At 29.6% G+C, this 19,727-nt stretch carries 17 protein-coding genes and 1 riboswitch; of the genes, 16 read left to right on the plus strand and 1 reads right to left on the minus strand.

The window, feature by feature from the left end; genetic code table 11:
• Positions 1-14: 14 nt before the first annotated feature.
• Positions 15-1,013, minus strand: coding sequence for an aspartate-semialdehyde dehydrogenase (locus tag EIH23_RS04285; protein ID WP_122638989.1), 999 nt, complete (start codon positions 1,011-1,013; stop codon positions 15-17).
• A 105-nt stretch (positions 1,014-1,118) separates the two neighbouring features.
• A riboswitch (Lysine riboswitch) is annotated at positions 1,119-1,287 on the minus strand.
• A 213-nt stretch (positions 1,288-1,500) separates the two neighbouring features.
• Between EIH23_RS04285 and EIH23_RS04290 the strand changes: the two genes are divergently transcribed.
• The 16 genes from EIH23_RS04290 to EIH23_RS04360 all read left to right on the plus strand — a co-directional run bounded on the left by EIH23_RS04290 (position 1,501) and on the right by EIH23_RS04360 (position 19,649).
• Entirely contained in the window at positions 1,501-2,694 is a 1,194-nt protein-coding gene (locus tag EIH23_RS04290) for an L-serine ammonia-lyase (protein ID WP_122638990.1), read from the plus strand.
• A 43-nt stretch (positions 2,695-2,737) separates the two neighbouring features.
• Positions 2,738-3,856: a M20 metallopeptidase family protein gene (locus EIH23_RS04295; protein ID WP_122638991.1), complete on the plus strand. Its 1,119-nt coding sequence runs from the start codon at positions 2,738-2,740 to the stop codon at positions 3,854-3,856.
• 71 nt (positions 3,857-3,927) lie between these two features.
• On the plus strand, positions 3,928-4,200 hold the full coding sequence (locus EIH23_RS04300; RefSeq protein ID WP_122638992.1) for a small, acid-soluble spore protein, alpha/beta type: 273 nt from the start codon (positions 3,928-3,930) through the stop codon (positions 4,198-4,200).
• Positions 4,187-4,936 (plus strand): class I SAM-dependent DNA methyltransferase, encoded by a 750-nt coding sequence (locus tag EIH23_RS04305; RefSeq protein ID WP_122638993.1) that lies wholly within the window; start codon positions 4,187-4,189, stop codon positions 4,934-4,936. The genes EIH23_RS04300 and EIH23_RS04305 overlap by 14 nt, the downstream gene beginning before the upstream one ends.
• 25 nt (positions 4,937-4,961) lie before the next feature.
• Positions 4,962-5,837 (plus strand): Hsp33 family molecular chaperone HslO, encoded by an 876-nt coding sequence (gene hslO, locus EIH23_RS04310; protein WP_122638994.1) that lies wholly within the window; start codon positions 4,962-4,964, stop codon positions 5,835-5,837.
• Positions 5,838-5,959: 122 nt separating this feature from the next.
• Positions 5,960-7,309 carry an RNA polymerase factor sigma-54 gene (rpoN, locus tag EIH23_RS04315; protein ID WP_122638995.1) on the plus strand — a complete coding sequence of 450 codons (1,350 nt, stop codon included), beginning with the start codon at positions 5,960-5,962 and terminating at the stop codon, positions 7,307-7,309.
• Positions 7,310-7,446: 137 nt separating this feature from the next.
• A complete protein-coding gene (locus tag EIH23_RS04320; RefSeq protein WP_122638996.1) occupies positions 7,447-8,469 on the plus strand; it encodes a sugar-binding transcriptional regulator in 1,023 nt (340 codons plus the stop codon).
• 63 nt (positions 8,470-8,532) lie between these two features.
• Entirely contained in the window at positions 8,533-9,540 is a 1,008-nt protein-coding gene (gene gap / locus EIH23_RS04325; RefSeq protein WP_122638997.1) for a type I glyceraldehyde-3-phosphate dehydrogenase, read from the plus strand.
• A 142-nt stretch (positions 9,541-9,682) separates the two neighbouring features.
• Entirely contained in the window at positions 9,683-10,882 is a 1,200-nt protein-coding gene (locus EIH23_RS04330) for a phosphoglycerate kinase (RefSeq protein ID WP_122638998.1), read from the plus strand.
• Between the two features lie 170 nt (positions 10,883-11,052).
• Positions 11,053-11,796, plus strand: a complete 744-nt coding sequence (gene tpiA / locus EIH23_RS04335; protein ID WP_122638999.1) for a triose-phosphate isomerase — start codon at positions 11,053-11,055, stop codon at positions 11,794-11,796.
• 14 nt (positions 11,797-11,810) lie between these two features.
• Entirely contained in the window at positions 11,811-13,340 is a 1,530-nt protein-coding gene (gpmI, locus tag EIH23_RS04340; protein WP_164488982.1) for a 2,3-bisphosphoglycerate-independent phosphoglycerate mutase, read from the plus strand.
• A gap of 201 nt (positions 13,341-13,541) precedes the next feature.
• The gene (gene eno, locus EIH23_RS04345) at positions 13,542-14,855 is read left to right on the plus strand and encodes a phosphopyruvate hydratase (protein ID WP_122639001.1); all 1,314 of its coding nucleotides are present in this window, start codon (positions 13,542-13,544) and stop codon (positions 14,853-14,855) included.
• Between the two features lie 353 nt (positions 14,856-15,208).
• Positions 15,209-16,585, plus strand: a complete 1,377-nt coding sequence (locus tag EIH23_RS04350) for a GntP family permease (protein WP_122639002.1) — start codon at positions 15,209-15,211, stop codon at positions 16,583-16,585.
• 205 nt (positions 16,586-16,790) lie between these two features.
• Positions 16,791-16,958, plus strand: a complete 168-nt coding sequence (locus tag EIH23_RS16215; protein WP_164488983.1) for a hypothetical protein — start codon at positions 16,791-16,793, stop codon at positions 16,956-16,958.
• Between the two features lie 320 nt (positions 16,959-17,278).
• Complete coding sequence (locus tag EIH23_RS04355) at positions 17,279-18,406, plus strand: glycerate kinase family protein (RefSeq protein ID WP_122639003.1); 1,128 nt, start codon at positions 17,279-17,281, stop codon at positions 18,404-18,406.
• Positions 18,407-18,590: 184 nt separating this feature from the next.
• Complete coding sequence (locus EIH23_RS04360) at positions 18,591-19,649, plus strand: sugar diacid recognition domain-containing protein (RefSeq protein WP_122639004.1); 1,059 nt, start codon at positions 18,591-18,593, stop codon at positions 19,647-19,649.
• Positions 19,650-19,727: the final 78 nt, after the last annotated feature.

The raw sequence follows: 19,727 nt of genomic DNA on the forward strand, positions 1-19,727 counted from the left end.
AATTTTTAATAAATTTAAACTAAATTATATTTTAATAGCAACTCAGCTATTTGAACTGCATTAGTAGCAGCACCTTTTCTGATGTTATCAGCTACACACCAGAAGTTTAATCCGTTATCGATACTAAAGTCTCTTCTTATTCTTCCAACAAAAACTTCATCATTACCGTTTGCATCAATTGTTGTAGGATATTCTAATTTTTCTGGATTATCTATTACAATAACACCATCTGCATTTTTTAAATCATTTATTACATCATTAAGTTCAAATGGATTTTCAAGCTCAATATTTATAGATTCACTATGACAGTTTTTAACAGGAACTCTAACTGTAGTAGCAGTGACTTTTAAGTTATAGTTATTAAATATTTTCATAGTTTCGTTTACCATTTTCATCTCTTCTTTTGTATAGCCATTTTCAGTAAATACATCTATATGAGGAAGACAGTTAAAGGCTATTTGATGAGGATAAAAGCTATTAGCTTCTCCGTTTACACCATTTTCTAAATCTTTAACTCCTCTCACACCAGAACCAGATACAGCTTGGTATGTAGAGTAAATAACTCTTTTTATTTTATATTTTTCTTGAAGTGGTTTTAATGGAACTACAGCTTGTATAGTAGAGCAATTTGGATTAGCTATAATCCCTTTATGATCTTTAACTGCATCAGGATTAACTTCAGGAACCACTAATGGAACATTAGGGTCCATTCTCCACTGACTGGAATTATCTACTACAATAGCTCCTTTAGATGCTGCAATAGGTGCAAATTTTTCACTTATAGATCCACCTGCAGAGAATAATGCTATTTGTATATCTCTATCAAAAGAGTTTTTAGTTAATTCTTCAACTATATACTCTTTTCCTGCAAATTTAACTACAGAACCTGCTGATTTAGCAGATGAAAATAAATAAAGATTTTTTATTGGAAAATGCCTTTCTTCTAACACTTTTAAAAATGTTCTACCAACCATACCAGTAGCACCAACTATTGCCACATTTATCTTTTTCATTTTAATCACCCCAATTTAATATATATTTACCAAAGTTATATAAAATACATACAATTAAAAAAACGTACAAAGGTATACTTTGTACGTTTTAAAATACATAAAAGTAAACCTTGTAGCTCAACACTTAAGATAAGTGACAGTATTGTATATATTCTATACAATCCCAGAAAATACCTTTGCCAAGATATATCTTCGGCTATAATTCCTTTCTCTAATTATTAACGCTTGCCAGCTACAATTAGTTACTAATAATTACAGCGCCTCTACGATAGGTTAAGAGACTATAAATAATTTAGTATAATTTTAATGTATAAATCTCTAAAAATCAATTTAAATTTTAGAAAATTCTAAATTTTAATGCAAATAATGAAATTAGGTTGAAAAAATTCTAAATTTTAATGAATAATTTGTATCTAATAATATGACAAAAAGATATAATTAAAATTGAAGGAATATACTAATTATCACAATATAAGGGGGAAATTTAGTGGATACTTTAAAAGAATTATTTAAAATTGGTTGTGGTCCGTCAAGCTCTCATACAATGGGTCCGCAAAGAGCAGCTAAAAAGTTTAGAGATAAGAATCATAATGCAGATAGTTTTAGAGTAAATTTATATGGTAGTTTAGCGGCAACAGGGGAAGGTCACTTGACAGATTATATTATAAAAAAAACATTAGAACCTAAAAGTGTTGAAATAATATGGGAACCAGATGAAATAAAAGATTTCCATCCAAATGGAATGACATTTAGGGCTCTAGATAAAGATAATAATGTGATAGATGAGTATACAGTGTTTTCAATAGGCGGAGGAAGTTTAAAAGAAGAAAATGAAAATACATCAAATATTAGTAAACAATACCCTTTGACTACAATGACAGATATTATGAATTGGTGTAATGAAAATAATAAAACCTTATTGGATTATGTTTTAGAAAATGAAGATGACGATGTTTTTGAATATATAGATAATATAAGAATAGCGATGAGACGATCTATAAAAGAAGGATTAGAATCAACCGAATTTATACCTGGCAAGTTACAATTAAAAAGGCGTGCTAAAGACTTTTATAATAAATATTTAGAAAGTAATAAATTTACAACTATGTTATTTTCTTATGCATTAGCTGCTTCAGAGCAAAATGCTTCTGGAAATATGATAGTTACAGCTCCAACATGTGGTTCAGCAGGAGTTATACCAGGGGTACTTTTAAGTTTACAAGACCATGGTGAATATACTGATAATCAAATAAATGAGGCATTATTAGTAGGAGGATTGATTGGAAATATTATAAAATACAATGCATCAATTTCAGGTGCTGAAGTAGGATGTCAAGGTGAAATCGGTGCTGCATGTTCTATGGCTGCTGCAGCTATTGCATATCTTAAAGGTGGAACTACTGAGCAAATAGAGTATGCAGCTGAAATAGCATTAGAGCATCACTTAGGAATGACATGTGACCCGGTATATGGGTATGTTCAGATTCCATGTATAGAAAGAAATGCTATCGGAGCAGAAAGAGCTTTAGACTCAGCTAACTATGCTTTATTGACAGATGGAACACATTTTATAACATTAGATCAAGTAATTCAAACTATGAAGGAAACAGGTATAGATATGATGGATAAATATAAAGAAACTGCTAAAGGTGGTTTAGCTAAGCACTTTTTCTCATGTTAACAAAAACATAGTTTAAATAATTCACTCAAGGGGGAAGAAAAATATGAATGACATAAAGGCATTGTTTGAAAAACTGAAAAATCATAGAAATAAATTACATAATATTGGTGAAATAGGTAGAAAAGAATATAATACATCAAAATATATAAGAAGTTATTTAGATAAATTAGGAATAGAATATAGTGTTTATATAGAAACTGGTACGGTAGGTATTATAAAAGGAAAAAATCCTAGAAAAACTATAGCATTTAGATCAGATATTGACGCATTAAGTACTGAAAATGGAGTTAAGCATTTATGTGGACATGATGGGCATATGAGTATTTTACTTGGATTAATAGAATATCTAAATAATAATAGGCATAATTTAAATGATAATATTGTATTTATATTTCAACCAGCAGAAGAAGCGCCTGGTGGAGCTGAAGAAATGATAAAACAAGGTGTTCTCAAAGATTATAATGTAGATGAAATATATGGATTACACATATATCCTGAAATACCAGAAGGATATATTGGTTTAAGAGATGGTTATTTCTTAGCACAAGGAGCAGAAATAGATATAAATATAACTGCTAAAAGTGCCCATGGAGCTATGCCTCAAAATGGAATAGATGCTACTGTAGTTGCTTCTAGCTTAATAAGCAATTTACAAAGTATAGTTTCTAGAAACTTAAGTCCTATAGATAATGGAGTAATTACAATAGGAAAACTAAATGCAGGATCTGTAAGAAATATAGTTGCTGAAAATGCATATTTAGAAGGAACTATGAGAACATTTAGTCCAGAAACTTACGCACATATGAAAAAGAGAATTAAGGAAGTTGTATCTGGGTGTGAAGTTATGTATAATTGTAAAATTGATGCAGAGATAAGAGATTTTTATCCTGCTGTAAATAATGATAAAAAGTTGTATGATGAATTTATAAATATAATAGGTGAAGATAAAATAATAAAGTTAGACCCTTTAATGATATCGGAGGACTTTTCATACTATCAAAAAGAAGTTCCAGGATTATTTTTTATGTTAGGTTCTAGAAATGAAGAAAAAGGATATATAAATGGACTTCATAATATTAATTTCAATTTTGATGAAAAAATTTTCTTAAATGCCTTAGAAATATATATTAAATTATTAAAAGCTAAAAAATTACTAAATTAAAAATTAACCCCTTTGTTTTTTGTATAAATTTTGTCTAGATGATAAAAATACAGAAAAGAAGGGGTGTTTTTATGGAAAAAAATGAATTAAATAAAGAACTTATAGAAAAATGTGAAAGAACTAAAAAAGGAGCTAATAAAAAGAAGCTAAAGCCATTGACAGATAATGATATAATGAAATATGAGATAGCATCAGAACTAGGCTTATTAGATAAGGTTAGTGAACGTGGATGGGCAGGTCTTACTGCAAAAGAAGCAGGCAGAATTGGTGGAATACTTACATCACGAAAAAAACAAAAGAAAAAGATGATGGAGGACAAAAATAAAGAGGATGAATCAGTATAAAGATTTTGCATTCGTATACGATGAACTTATGAATGAAGTTGATTATGACGGATGGGTTGACTATATAGAGAATATAATAAAGAATGAAGATGCACAGGTTAAAAATATATTAGAATTAGCATGTGGAACAGGTAACTTAACAATACCTTTAACTAAGAAGAATTATGATATTGCGGGTATAGATATATCAGAAGAAATGCTTAGTGTAGCTAGAGAAAAAGGTGAAGATGAAGGCGTTGAATTAGTACTACTTCAACAAGATATTGCTGAATTAGATTTTGATATACCAAACCTTGACTGTATTCTATGTGCTTGTGATGGATTTAATTATATAACTTATGATGAAGACTTAGAAAATGTATTTTCTAAGTCATATGAACTATTAAAAGAAAATGGATTATTTATATTTGATATAAGTTCATTTTATAAACTATCAACTGTATTAGGAAATAATATGTACGGTGAAAATAGAGAAGATATAGCCTATATGTGGCAAAATTATTTTGATGAAGAAGAGAACTTAGTTGAAATGGAGTTAGCATTCTTTATAAGAGATGAAGAAGATGAGAGATTTGATAGATTTGAAGAAACTCATTTACAAAGAGCATACAAGGAAGAAGAAATAATAAGCCTACTAAAAAAAGTAGGATTTAATAAAATAAAAACATATGGAGACTTTACTTTTGAAAGTCCTAAAGATGACAGTGAAAGAATATTCTTTGTATGTAAGAAATAATTAGGATTTATCGGAGGAATACGAAATGAAAGATTATGTAATAAGAGCAACTGCAGGAAACGGACAAATTAGAGCCTTCGTAGCAACTACTAGAGACTTAGTTGAAGAAGCAAGAAGTTTACATGATACAACTAAGGTTGCAACTGCAGCATTAGGAAGAACGCTAACAGCAACATCAATGATGGGCTTAATGATGAAAAATGAAAGAGATAAAGTAACAGTTATAATAAAAGGTGGAGGTCCAATAGGAACAATACTTGTTACATCTGATTCAAAAGGGAATGTAAAAGGATACGTTTCAAATCCTTATGTAGAAGTTGAAAATTATCCGAATGGGAAATTAAATGTAGCAGGAGCAGTAGGAACTAATGGACATGTTAAGGTAATAAAAGATATAGGCCTTAGAGAACCTTATAATGGTTCTTATCCGCTAGTAAGTGGAGAAATAGCTGATGACTTTACTCATTACTTTGCATTATCTGAGCAAACTCCATCAGTAGTTTCTTTAGGTGTTCTTACAAGAAGTGATGAAGTTGAATATGCAGGTGGATTTATAGTTCAATTAATGCCTGATGCGGAGGAAGAAAATATATCTATATTAGAGAAAAATATATCAAATTTACCATCTATAACAAATATGCTTAAAGAAGGTAAAACTCCAGAAGATATATTAAATATAGTATTAAATGGATTAGATCCAAAAATATTAGATAAATGTGAAGTTAAATTTGAATGTGAGTGTTCAAAAGGAAAAGTTAAAGATGCACTAGCTGCTATAGGTAAAACTGCTTTAACTGAGATAATAGAAGAAGACAAAAAAGCAGAAGTTGGATGTCAATTCTGTAATAGAAAATACAATTACACAGAAGAAGAACTTATAGAAGTTTTACACAATATGTAATTAAATAACTTATTTTAAACCCTTGTGCTATGGTATACTAAACTTGTTGGTAGACCTTAGTATAAGGGTTTATTTTTATACAAAAAAATAAGAGTTAATAAAAGTTGATAGGGGGTTAAAATATGTACATTAAAAACAACTTAGAAATAACTCAATCTCAAAATCTAGTAATAAACTCTCAATTAATTCAATCTCTAAATATATTGCATATGAATAATATAGATTTAGATAAAGAAATAGAAAGAGAGCTTGAAGATAACCCTTTATTAGAAGCTGAAAAAAATAATGATATAAATTGGGAAGAATATATTAAGAGTAATGAAAGAAATAATATAATTAATCATAAAGAAAGGGAATTTAATGATAATGAGCTAAATTTAGAAAATGTTATTAAAAGTCCCAATAATATTTATGATGATCTACATCTTCAGCTTAATTTACATAAAGTAAGTCATTTAGAAAAAAAAATTTGTGAATATATAATTGATAGTTTAGATAAAGATGGATATTTAAATATTAGTGATGAAGAAATAATAAGTGAATTTAATATAAACAATGAAGTATATAATAAATGTTTAGAAATAATACAAGGATTTGATCCAAGTGGAGTAGGAGCAAGATCTGTGAAAGAGTGTCTAATAATTCAATTAAAAAATATGGGAATACTTAATTCACTATTAAAAAATATCATACTAAATGATTTAGAACTGATTGCTTCTAGTAAGTACAAAGAATTATGTAAAAAATATGATATATCGAAAGGAGAATTTAAAGAAATATTTAATATAATAAAAGGTTTGAGTGTAAAGCCATATGATAATTACTCTAATAAAGGTGATGAAATATTATATATAAAGCCTGATGTTGTAGTAGAAAAAATAGAAAATGAGTTTTTAGTCTATTTAAATCAAAGTAGTTCATATCAATTGAATATAAATAACTTTTATAAAGATATACTTAAAAATTCTAACTCTGATAAGGAAACCCAAAAATATATTAAAGAAAAATTAAATTCAGCTTTAAGTCTAATTAATAATATTGAGAATAGAAAAAATACTATACTTAAAATTGCAGAATGTATAGTAAACAATCAAAAAGACTTTTTAAATAAAGGTATTGAATTTATAAAACCTATGACTATGAAATTTATAGCAAACGAATTAGATATTAATGAGTCTACAATAAGTAGGGGTGTAAATGGAAAATATATATTAACTCCATATGGAACTTTTGAATTAAGATACTTTTTTAGCAGTTCTATAAATATAGATGGAAGTGAGTCTATGTCTAGTATAAGCATAAAAAAGATAATAAGGGATAAAATAAGCGAAGAAAATAAGGACAAGCCTTTAAGTGATGATAAATTGGCAAAAATATTAAATGAAGAAGGTATAAATATAGCTCGAAGAACTGTAGCCAAATATAGAGAAGAGCTAGGTATATTATCCTCAAGTAAACGAAAAAGGTTATAATTAGAAAAAATAAAAAAAATTATACTAAAACTATTGAAATAAATTGGGATATGATTTAAAATTAAATTATCTTGTGGGACTAAAATTGAATGTAGGGACAATTAATGTCCCGTTAAATTACACCAAGGAGTCATAAAATGAAAGACTTAATTAAACTTCAAAAAAAAATAATTCCCCAAGTAGTGGAGCTTATGGAAAGAAGATACTCTATTCTTAGACAGATTTCCTTAAGTCAACCAGTAGGAAGAAGAACCTTATCGAATATATTAGATATAAGCGAAAGAATTATAAGATCTGAAACAGAGTCATTAAAGGAACAAGGACTTATAAGTGTTGCAGGTTCAGGCATGAATATTACTTTAGAAGGTGAAGAACTTCTAGAAGATCTAAAAGATGCTATGAATGATATAATGGGACTTTCAAGATTACAAGATAAGGTAAAAGAAAAGCTAGGTATAAAAAAGGTTTTATTAGTACCAGGTAGCTTTGATAACAACGAAAGTATTTTACATGACATAGTAAAATGTGGAGCTGAGTATTTTCTTCAAGTATTAAAACCAGAAGATGTAGTTTCTATAACTGGTGGAAGTACAATGTTAGAGTTTTCTAAAGCTTTAAAAACAGAAAAGAAATATACTGATGTTACGGTAGTACCAGCTAGAGGTAGTATGGGAAAAATCGTAGAAACTCAAACAAGTAATATAGTTTCAAACATAAGTAAGAAGTTAGATTCACATTATAAATTATTAAATATACCAGATGAATTAAGTGAAGAAGCGAAGAAAAGCTTAACACAAGAGCCAGAAATAAAAACAACATTAGATTATATAGAAAAAACTAATATATTAGTTTTTGGTATTGGTAGAGCTGATGAGATGGCAAGAAGAAGAAAAATACCAGATGAACAAGTTGAAGAAATTATATCAAAAGGAGCTGTATGTGAAGCCTTTGGTTATTACTTCAATAAAGATGGTGATATAGTATATAAGTTGAATACTGTGGGTATAGACTTAAATACTGTAAATAATGTAAGAGAAACAATTGCCATATTTGGAGGTTCAAGAAAAGTAGAAGCTTGTATAGCAATATCAAAGGTAGATAAAAATATCGTCCTTGTAACAGATGAAGACAGTGCATATAAGATTCTAGATACAAATTAGTTAACCACTAGCTAAGCTAGTAAAAATATATTATAAATATACATACACTTAGGAGGTAGCACGATGGTTAAAGTAGCTATAAATGGATTTGGGAGAATAGGAAGACTTGCATTAAGAAAATTAATGGAACAAACTGATAAGTTTGAAGTTGTTGCAATAAACGACTTAACAGATGCTAAAACTTTAGCACACTTATTCAAGTATGATACTGCTCAAGGTAGATTCAATGGTGAAATAGAAGTTAAAGACGGAGCTTTCGTTGTTAACGGAAAAGAAATAAAAGTAACTGCTGAAAGAAATCCTGCAGACTTACCATGGAAAGAATTAAATGTTGATATAGTATTAGAGTGTACTGGATTCTTCACTTCTCAAGAGAAGGCTGGTCTTCACTTAGAAGCTGGAGCTAAGAAAGTTGTTGTTTCTGCACCAGCAACAGGGGATATAAAAACTGTAGTTTACAATGTAAACCACGATATATTAGATGGAAGCGAAACTGTTATATCAGGAGCTTCTTGTACAACTAACTGTTTAGCACCAATGGCTAAAACTTTAAATGATGCTTTTGGATTACAAAAAGGTTTCATGACAACTATACATGCTTACACTAATGACCAAAATACTTTAGATGGTCCTCACGCTAAAGGTGATTTAAGAAGAGCTAGAGCTGCTGCTGCTAACATAGTTCCTAACACTACAGGAGCTGCAAAAGCTATAGGTTTAGTTATACCAGAATTAAAAGGTAAATTAGACGGAGCTGCTCAAAGAGTTCCAGTTGTAACTGGATCAATAACAGAGTTAATATGTACATTAGATAAAAATGTAACTGTAGAAGAAATAAATGCTGCTATGAAAGCTGCTTCAAATGAATCTTTCGGATACACTGAAGAGCCATTAGTATCTTCTGATATAGTTGGAATAAGCTACGGATCATTATTCGATGCTACTCAAACAAAAGTTATGGAAGTAAACGGAGAACAATTAGTTAAAGTTGTTTCTTGGTATGACAATGAAATGTCTTATACTTCTCAATTAATAAGAACATTAGGATACTTTGCTAACTTAGCTAAGTAATTTTAAACAAGGTCCGGGTTTGTAGTTTTATACTACGGGCTCTGGACTTTTTTTCTAAAAAATTGTACCTAAGAGTATGAATTTATTGTATACGATATAAAGGGAATATATATATAATTCGGTGTTAGAAGGAGAATACATAATGTCAATGCTTAATAAAAAAAGTATAGAAGATATAAACATGAACGGAAAAAGAGTATTAGTAAGATGTGACTTCAACGTACCTTTAAAGGATGGAGTTATAACTGATGAAAATAGATTAAACGGAGCATTACCAACTATAAAGTATTTAATAGAAAATGGAGCTAAAGTAATACTTTGCTCTCACTTAGGAAAACCAAAAGGTGAAGCTAAGCCAGAATTATCTTTAGCACCAGTTGCAAAAAGATTATCTGAAATGTTAGGTAAAGAAGTAGTATTTGCTGCTGATGCTAATGTTGTAGGAGAAAATGCTAAAGCTGCTGTAGAAAAAATGCAAAATGGTGATGTAGTATTACTTGAAAACACTAGATACAGAAAAGAAGAAACTAAAAATGAAGAAAATTACTCTAAAGAATTAGCTTCTTTAGCTGAAATATTTGTAAATGATGCATTTGGTACTGCTCATAGAGCTCACTGCTCAACAGTAGGTGCTGGAGAATTCTTAGAAGAAAGAGTTTGTGGATATTTAATCCAAAAAGAATTAAAATTCTTAGGTGAAGCTGTTGCAAACCCTGTTAGACCTTTCACTGCAATATTAGGTGGAGCTAAAGTTTCTGATAAGATAGCTGTTATAGAACAATTATTAGAAAAAGTTGATAACATAATAATAGGTGGAGGAATGTCTTATACATTCTTAAAAGCTTTAGGATATGAAATAGGAACTTCTTTAGTCGAAGAAGATAGAGTTGAATATGCTAAAGAAATGATGGCTAAGGCTGAAGCTAAAGGTGTTAAATTCTTACTACCAATAGATAATGCAGTAGCTGATAAGTTTGCTGATGTTGAGCCAATTATAACTGAAGGAGCTGACATACCAGAAGGATTCATGGGACTTGATATAGGACCAAAAACAATAGAATTATATGTAAATACTGTAAATGAATCTAAGACAATAGTATGGAATGGACCAATGGGAGTATTTGAGTTTGAAAACTTCAACAAAGGTACATTAGCAGTAGCTAAAGCTATGGCAGCCTTAACTGATGCTACTACAGTAATCGGTGGTGGAGATTCTGCTGCAGCTGTTAACCAATTAGGATTCGGAGATAAAATGACTCACGTTTCTACTGGTGGAGGAGCATCATTAGAGTTCTTAGAAGGTAAAGAATTACCAGGGATAGTAGCTTTAGATAACAAATAATATAGAAATTAACAATAGAGTATAGTACTCAATTTTAAAATATAAATAAGTTACCACAGCAGTTTTATGAAAATAAAACTACCTTAAATATTATCAAGATTAAACTTAAGGAAAATCCAATTAGGGAATGGATTTTCCTTAAAGTTTAGTCAAATGTGGAGGAATTGAAAATGAGAAAGCCTATAATAGCAGGAAACTGGAAGATGAATAAAACAATAGCAGAAGCTGTTGCTTTTGTTAATGATGTTAAAGATAGAGTAAACAATGGAAATGTAGAAGCAGTAATATGTGCACCTTTCTTAGCTTTAAAAGATTTAAAAGAAGTTACTAAAGGAACTAATATAAAAGTTGGAGCTCAAAATATGCACTTTGAAGAAAGTGGAGCTTTTACAGGTGAAGTTGCACCATCAATGCTAAAAGAGATAGGTGTAGACTATGTAGTTATAGGGCACTCAGAAAGAAGAGAATACTTCAATGAAACTGATGAAACTGTAAATAAAAAAGTTTTAAAAGCTTTAGAGCATGGTATACTTCCAATACTTTGTTGTGGAGAAACTCTAGAACAAAGAGAAGCTGGTGAAACTAAAGCAGTTTGTAAAGTTCAAGTTGAAAAAGCTTTAGAAAATGTAGCTAAAGAAGACTTATCTAAAGTTGTTATAGCGTATGAACCAATATGGGCAATAGGAACTGGTAAAACAGCTACTGCTGAAGATGCTAACGATGTTATATCTTATATAAGAGAAGTAGTAAAAGGTTTATATGGTGATTTAGCTAATGAAGTTAGAATACAATATGGTGGAAGTGTTAAACCTGCAAACGTTGCAGAAATAATGGCACAAAGTGATATAGATGGAGCTTTAGTTGGTGGTGCTAGCTTAGCTGCTGACGATTATGTAAAGCTTGTAAATTTCTAAGGAGTGAAATAATTATGAAAAAACCAGTTGCTTTAATCATAATGGATGGTTACGGATATACTAGTGAAACTAAAGGGAACGCTGTAGCTGCTGCTAAGACTCCTAACTTAGATAGAATATCTAATGAATATCCAAGCACAACAATAAATGCTAGTGGACTAGATGTTGGTTTACCTAATGGACAAATGGGTAATTCAGAAGTTGGACACACAAACATAGGTGCAGGAAGAATAGTATACCAAGACTTAACTAGAATAACGAAAGCAATAGAAGATGGCGAATTCTTTGAAAATGAAGTATTATGCCAAGCTATGGAAAATGCTAAAGATAAAGCACTTCACTTAATGGGATTATTATCTGATGGTGGAGTACATTCACATATAGATCATCTAAAAGCTTTAATAAAAATGGCTAAGAAAAATGGTGTAGAAAAAGTATATGTTCATGCATTTACAGATGGTAGAGACACAGATCCTCAAAGTGCAATAACATATGTAAAAGAAATACAAGATGTTATGGATGAAGTAGGTGTAGGTGAATTTGCTTCTGTAAGTGGTAGATACTATGCAATGGATAGAGATAAAAGATGGGAAAGAGTTGAGCTTGCATATAATGCAATGGTAGAAGGTAAAGGTGAAACTGCAAATTCTGCTACTGAAGCTATACAAAATTCTTATGATGATGGTAAAAATGATGAATTCGTCTTACCAACAGTTATAGTTAAGGATAATACTCCTGTTGGAACTATAAAAGAAGGAGATTCTATAGTATTCTTCAACTTTAGACCAGATAGAGCTAGACAAATAACAAGAAGTTTAGTTTGTGATGAATTTGTAGGTTTTGAAAGACCTTGTATGAAGACTTTCTTTGTATGCTTAACTGAATATGATATAACTATTAAAAATGTTCATATAGCATTTGGACCTCAATCATTAAGCAATACTTTAGGAGAATTTTTAGCTAAAAATAACAAAACTCAATTAAGAGCTGCTGAAACAGAGAAGTATGCTCACGTTACATTCTTCTTTAATGGTGGGGTTGAAGAACCAAACCAAGGTGAAGAAAGATTATTAATACCATCTCCAAAAGTTGCAACTTATGACTTACAACCAGAAATGTCTGCTAATGAGTTATTAGAAAAAGTTGAAGCTAGAATAGATGAAGATAAATTTGATTTTATAGTTGTTAACTTTGCAAATCCTGATATGGTTGGTCATACAGGAAATATTGAAGCTGCAATAAAAGCAGTTGAAACAGTTGATAGCTGTGTAGGAAAACTAATTGATAAAATAATTAAAAAAGGTGGTAGTGCAATAATAACTGCTGACCACGGAAATGCAGAATTAATGGAAGATATAGAAACTGGAAAAACAATAACAGCTCACTCTACTAATCCAGTACCATTTATAGTTGCAGGTGAAGAATTTAAAAATTCCACATTACTAGATGATGGTAGATTATCTGATATAGCACCAACAGTATTAGATATGATGCATTTAGAACAACCAGAAGAGATGACTGGTCATTCATTAATAAAAAAATGATTATAAAAATGATTATTTGAGATAAATTTATTATATTTGAAAATTATAAAATACACGATATATTATTTTATTACCAAATTTAAAAATTTAAATAAAATTTGCCCATCAACAAATTTATATTTTTATATAAAGAAGGAATTAAATTAATATATTGTGTAGATATTAATTATTATATTATGAAAATTGAAGGGAGATAGAAATATGTCAGTTATAGAAGCTGTATACGCTAGAGAAGTATTAGATTCAAGAGGGAATCCAACTGTTGAGGTTGAAGTAACATTACAAAGCGGAACTATGGGGAGAGCAATAGTACCATCAGGAGCATCTACAGGAGCTTTCGAAGCGGTAGAATTAAGAGATGGAGATAAAGGAAGATACATCGGTAAAGGTGTAGAAAAAGCTGTTAACAATGTAAATGAAATAATAGCACCAGAATTAGAAGGAATGGACTGCTTTGACCAACCAGGAATAGATGCAGTTATGATAGAATTAGACGGAACTCACAACAAGGGTAAATTAGGAGCTAATGCTATACTTGGAGTTTCTATGGCTGTAGCAAGAGCTGCTGCTGAAGAATTAGGATTACCATTATTCCAATACATAGGTGGAGTAAATGCTAAGCAATTACCAGTACCAATGATGAACATATTAAACGGTGGAGAACATGCTGATAACAACGTTGATGTTCAAGAATTCATGATATTACCAGTAGGAGCTAAATCATTCAAAGAAGGATTAAGAATGGGAGCAGAAGTATTCCATTCATTAAAGAAAGTTCTAGGAGAAAAAGGTCTTGCTTGTGGTGTAGGTGATGAAGGTGGATTCGCTCCAAACTTAGGATCAAACAGAGAAGCTTTAGAATTAATAGTTGAAGCTATAGAAAAAGCTGGATACAAGCCAGGAGATGACGTAAGATTAGGTCTTGACGTTGCTGCTACAGAAATGTACAACAAAGAAACTAAGAAATATGTTTTAGCTGGAGAAGGAAAAGAATTAACAGCTGAACAAATGGTTGATTTATATGAAGATTGGGCAAATAACTTCCCAATAGTAACAATAGAAGATGGTCTTGATGAAGAAGACTGGGACGGATGGAAAGTATTAACTGAAAGATTAGGAAAGAAAATACAATTAGTTGGAGACGATTTATTCGTTACTAACACTGAAAGATTAGAAAGAGGAATAGATGCAGGTGTTGCAAACTCTATACTAATAAAAGTTAACCAAATAGGTACAATAACTGAAACTTTAGATGCTATAGAAATGGCAAAGAGAGCTGGATACACTGCAGTTATATCTCATAGATCAGGAGAAACAGAAGATACTACTATAGCTGACTTAGCTGTAGCTGTAAATGCTGGACAAATAAAAACTGGTGCTCCATCAAGAACTGATAGAGTAGCTAAATACAACCAATTATTAAGAATAGAAGAAATGGTTGGAGAACAAGCTAGATATTGTGGAATGAAATCTTTCTACAATTTAAAAGATGAATCAAAAATATTAGTAAAATAATATTAAGATATAATAACTAAGCCTATATAATTTTTATATAGGCTTAGTTTTTTGTTTTAAAATAACTACTTAAGAATCTTATTATGAAGATGAAATGAATATTAATTATAAATAGGTATGTAATATTTTATAAAAATGCATATAAAGAACACCAAATCTATGCAAAAATATAAAAAAACATGTTAAAATTTAGTCAAATGAACGATGAAAGTGAATTTGGAAAACGTTTATAATATAAGTATAAAGCATAGGTTTTCCAAAATAAAATTGAGGAATTTTGGAGAATATTAGAGATAATTTAACTGTAATTTTAAATGTTAAAAAAAAAGCAATTATAGGGGGAGGAGTAATTTATGACAGAGGTAAGTAGTACACAGATGATTTTAGGGCTAGTAATAGGGATTGGAGTATTAATATTCCTATCTATGAAAACAAAGGTACATACATTTTTAGCACTAATTTTTGCAGCAATGATAACTGGATTAATTGGGGGAATGGATGTATCATCAGTATTATCTTCAATAACAACGGGATTTGGGAACACATTAAGTAGTACAGGTATCATAATAGGTTTAGGAGTAATGATGGGAGCAGTTCTTGAAAAATCGGGAGCAGCAGAGCAGCTAGCTTTCTCTGTAATAAAACTTGTAGGTAAGAAAAAAGAAGAATGGGCACTTGGAATTACAGGATATATAGTTTCAATACCAGTATTTGCAGATTCAGCTCTTGTAATACTAACGCCACTTGCGAAAGCACTTTCTAAAGTTAGTGGTAAATCAGCTGTAAGTTTAGGTTTATCATTAGCTATAGGTCTTCAACTTACACATACTTTTGTACCTCCTACACCAGGACCTTTAACAGTAGCAGGGTTATTAGGAGTAGATGTTGGTATGATGATACTATCAGGTGTACTTGTAACAATAATACCATTCATAGTGTGTATATTCTATTGTAAATGGATGGGAACAAAAGTATATCAAATTCCAAATGATAGCGGAGATGGATATACTAAAAAAGAATTTAAAAAAGAATACATAAAAGAAATAGAAAATGTAGAGGAATTAATGAAAAATAAAGATTTACCACCATTATTAATGTCAATATTACCAATATTAGTTCCATTAGTAATGATATTTGCGAATACTATATGTAGCTTTGCAGGGATAGAGTATCAAATAATAACTTTCATAGGTTCTCCAATAGTAGCTTTATCAGTTGGTGTTCTTATAGCAGTTTATGGTCTTGCAAGAGATAAAGATAAATCAACTGTTATGAGTTATATGGAAGATGGAATAAAATCAACTGGTATGATAATGTTAATTACTGGTGCTGGAGGAGCATTAGGATTTATAGTTAGGGATTCTGGAATAGGAACAGCTTTAGGGGAATTAGTTCTAAATTTACCGATTCCTGCAATATTAATACCATTTATAATAGCAGCATTAATGAGAATAGCTTTAGGAAGTGCAACTGTTGCATTAACTACAGCAGCAACATTAACAGCTCCATTATTATCAGTAGTTGGCCTTGATCCGATAATAGCAGCTATGGCAACTTGTGCTGGTGGAGTAGCATTTAGTTACTTCAATGATAGTGGATTCTGGGTATTCAATGGAATGTATGGATTGAAAGAAATGAAAGATCAAATGTATGCTAAATTCGGTGTATCTATGGTTGGTTCATTAACAGCTTTAGCTATAGTAATAATAGCAAATATGTTATTCTTCTAAAAATAATATATAGATAGCGATAAACTTATGTTTATCGCTATTTTTTTATGTATGTATTTAACTTTAAATAAGGAACTAAATTTATAATTAATTAATATAATAAAGTATCAACATGGACATAATGAGTATATAGTAGATTATTAGTATTGTATTTAGTATACATAGCTAAAGATTTTAAAATTATAATACAAGGAGGTCTTGTAAAGTGAATGAACTTAACAAGAATTTGACAAGCCAAGAAAAAGAGTTAGTAATAAATTTACTAAATAATGAAATATTACAAATGGCAAGAGGAATTGAGTTCAGACAAGACAAAAAAGAAGTAATGGAAAAACTTAAATCATATACTGATTTATTAGATAAAATTAATTAATTATTATATTGAATAAAAAATAGCTATATTTCTATATTGAGATATAGCTATTTTTTATTAGCAATTTATATTTAGAAATAATGTTAAAATGTTGAAATGCACAAATTAATAGACTAACATATAAGGTTATAAACGAAAATAATGTAGATATGTTTAGATTCATATATAATTACAGTATTTTTATACTAATTTTAACTATTTAAAGTGTCTTGTGCATAAGCACAATAAATTCTTAATTATATTAGTAAACTGCCGATGAAAACGATATTAAAATAATTTAAAATAATATATATAAAATAAAAAGATTTTGGGGGGATGGTATGAAATTTGTATTGGCACCGGACTCATTTAAGGAGAGTTTGACAGCAAAAGAAGTAGCAGATGCTATGGAAATTGGTATAAAGAAAGTATTGCCTGATGCGGAATGTATTAAGGTTCCTATGGCAGATGGTGGAGAAGGAACAGTTCAATCTTTAGTAGATGGAACCGAAGGTAAGATTTATGAGGTGAGAGTAATTGGTCCTTTAGGAGAAATGGTAAATGCTAGATATGGAATTTTAGGAGATAATGAAACTGCTGTAATAGAAATGGCAGAAGCTAGTGGCATTCATTATGTAGAGAAAGAAAAAAGAAATCCTTTAATTACAACAACATTTGGAACAGGAGAAGTTATAAAAGCTGCATTAGATAAAGGTGTTAAAAAGATAATAATAGGAATAGGTGGAAGTGCTACTAATGATGGTGGTGCTGGTATGATACAAGCTTTAGGAGGCAGACTTTTAGATAAAGAAGGAAATGATTTATTTTTTGGTGGTGGATCATTAGATAAACTGCATAAAATAGATTTAAGTAATTTTGATAAAAGAATAAGTGAAATAGATATAGAAGTAGCATGTGATGTAAGCAATCCTCTTACAGGAGATGAAGGTGCATCTGCAATTTTTGGACCTCAAAAAGGTGCAACAGAAGAATTAATAAAAATTCTAGATAAAAATCTTAGTCATTATGCACAAATTGTTAAAGAACAATTAGGAAAAGATATGTCAAATGAAAAAGGTGCAGGAGCTGCTGGTGGATTAGGATTTGCTTTATTAGCATTTTGTAATGGTCACCTTAAACCAGGTATAGATATTGTTATAAAGTACTCAAACTTAGATGAAAAAGTTCAAGGAGCTTCATATATAATAACTGGAGAAGGAAGTATAGATAGACAAACTAAATTTGGAAAAACACCATATGGTGTAGCACAAGTTGCTAAAAAATATGATATACCAGTAATTGCAGTAGCTGGAAATGTTGGAAGTGGTGTAGAAGAATTATATGAATTGGGATTTAATTCTATTTTATCAATAATGCCAGGTGTAATGACATTAGAAAAAGCTTTAAACTCAGGAAAAGAAAATATAGAGAATACAGTAGAGAATATTGTACGATTATTAACTATTTAAAAATGTTTACTTATAACCTAGATGTACTATGCTAAATTTATTATTATAAAAAAGATTGTTAAAAAAATAATAAAATCTATGTACTATTGGGATGTATTATAGTAAAATCGATATTAAATAAAACAATTGTACAAATCTACAAAAAAAGTTTATTTACTATGGATAATAAATAGGGGGACATAGAATGCATAGTATAGATAGTAAAATAGCTCAGGATATAGTTAATAGAGTTATGAAGGTTATACCATATAATGTAAATATTATGAACCAAGAAGGTGTAATAATTGCAAGTGGAGATAGAAGTAGATTAAACAAGATACATAGTGGGGCTTTATTGGTTTTAGAAAAAAATAAAAGTGTAGAAATACACAAAAACACTGATAAAGAAAAGGCTGGTATAAATTTACCTATAATATTTTCAAATGAAATGATAGGAGTAATAGGGGTTACAGGTAATCCTGATGATATAAGGCAATTTGGTGAGCTAGTAAGAATAACAGCTGAACTTTTGGTAAATGAACACTTTACATTTTCTAAGAAAAAGGCGTTTGAAATGCATAGAGATAAATTCTTTTATGAGTTAACTCAACTAGAAGGGGAGTATAGCGAAGAAATAAAAAGAGAATCTATTGAGCTAGGAATAGACTTAGATATACCAAGAATTGCACTTGTTATAAATATAAAAAATAAAGATTTTAACTACTATTTAAAAATAAAAGATAAACTATGGATGTTCTTAGAAAAACAAGAATTTATAATAGAGTATTTTGAGAATACACTAGTTGTACTTGTTAATACACCATCGAAGCAAAATATAATTATAGATATTTTATCTCAAGAAGAACTAGATATAGGAGTTAGTTTAAAAGAAAATCTTATATCAACAGCTGTTAAACAAGGGGACTTAGCTATAAAAGTAGGTAAAACTTTGAGTAAAAATGAAAAGGTTCTAAAGTATGAAGAACTATATTTTTTGTCAACTTTAACAACTTGTAAAGGAAATGAGATATTAAAAAGGCATATGGAAATCTTGAAAAATGAAGGTAATAAATTAGATTTAATAGATACAATATTATCTTATATAGAAAACAGTGGAGAGATAAATACAATCTCTAAAAACCTTAATATTCACAGGAATACACTTAATTATAGATTAGAAAAAATATATTCATTAACAGGTAAAAATCCTAAAAACTTTTTAGATTTATTGGAATTATATACATCATATATACTTTATAATTAAGATTGTGCAAGTGAACAAAAAAGAATGTTAAAGTTTGGTCAAAGAAACGATGATTACAATATATGGAAGTTTTATAAT

It is taken from the genome of Romboutsia sp. Marseille-P6047 (assembly GCF_900604535.1).
Taxonomy (GTDB): domain Bacteria; phylum Bacillota; class Clostridia; order Peptostreptococcales; family Peptostreptococcaceae; genus Romboutsia_E.

Bases quoted from the DNA above. Each gene is read 5' to 3' on its own strand.
- EIH23_RS04285 (WP_122638989.1), bottom strand. From the start codon at position 1,013: ATGAAAAAGATAAATGTGGCAATAGTTGGTGCTACTGGTATGGTTGGT.
- EIH23_RS04295 (WP_122638991.1), top strand. From the start codon at position 2,738: ATGAATGACATAAAGGCATTGTTTGAAAAACTGAAAAATCATAGAAAT.
- EIH23_RS04300 (WP_122638992.1), top strand. From the start codon at position 3,928: ATGGAAAAAAATGAATTAAATAAAGAACTTATAGAAAAATGTGAAAGA.
- EIH23_RS04305 (WP_122638993.1), top strand. From the start codon at position 4,187: ATGAATCAGTATAAAGATTTTGCATTCGTATACGATGAACTTATGAAT.
- hslO (WP_122638994.1), top strand. From the start codon at position 4,962: ATGAAAGATTATGTAATAAGAGCAACTGCAGGAAACGGACAAATTAGA.
- rpoN (WP_122638995.1), top strand. From the start codon at position 5,960: ATGTACATTAAAAACAACTTAGAAATAACTCAATCTCAAAATCTAGTA.
- EIH23_RS04320 (WP_122638996.1), top strand. From the start codon at position 7,447: ATGAAAGACTTAATTAAACTTCAAAAAAAAATAATTCCCCAAGTAGTG.
- gap (WP_122638997.1), top strand. From the start codon at position 8,533: ATGGTTAAAGTAGCTATAAATGGATTTGGGAGAATAGGAAGACTTGCA.
- EIH23_RS04330 (WP_122638998.1), top strand. From the start codon at position 9,683: ATGTCAATGCTTAATAAAAAAAGTATAGAAGATATAAACATGAACGGA.
- tpiA (WP_122638999.1), top strand. From the start codon at position 11,053: ATGAGAAAGCCTATAATAGCAGGAAACTGGAAGATGAATAAAACAATA.
- gpmI (WP_164488982.1), top strand. From the start codon at position 11,811: ATGAAAAAACCAGTTGCTTTAATCATAATGGATGGTTACGGATATACT.
- eno (WP_122639001.1), top strand. From the start codon at position 13,542: ATGTCAGTTATAGAAGCTGTATACGCTAGAGAAGTATTAGATTCAAGA.
- EIH23_RS04350 (WP_122639002.1), top strand. From the start codon at position 15,209: ATGACAGAGGTAAGTAGTACACAGATGATTTTAGGGCTAGTAATAGGG.
- EIH23_RS04355 (WP_122639003.1), top strand. From the start codon at position 17,279: ATGAAATTTGTATTGGCACCGGACTCATTTAAGGAGAGTTTGACAGCA.
- EIH23_RS04360 (WP_122639004.1), top strand. From the start codon at position 18,591: ATGCATAGTATAGATAGTAAAATAGCTCAGGATATAGTTAATAGAGTT.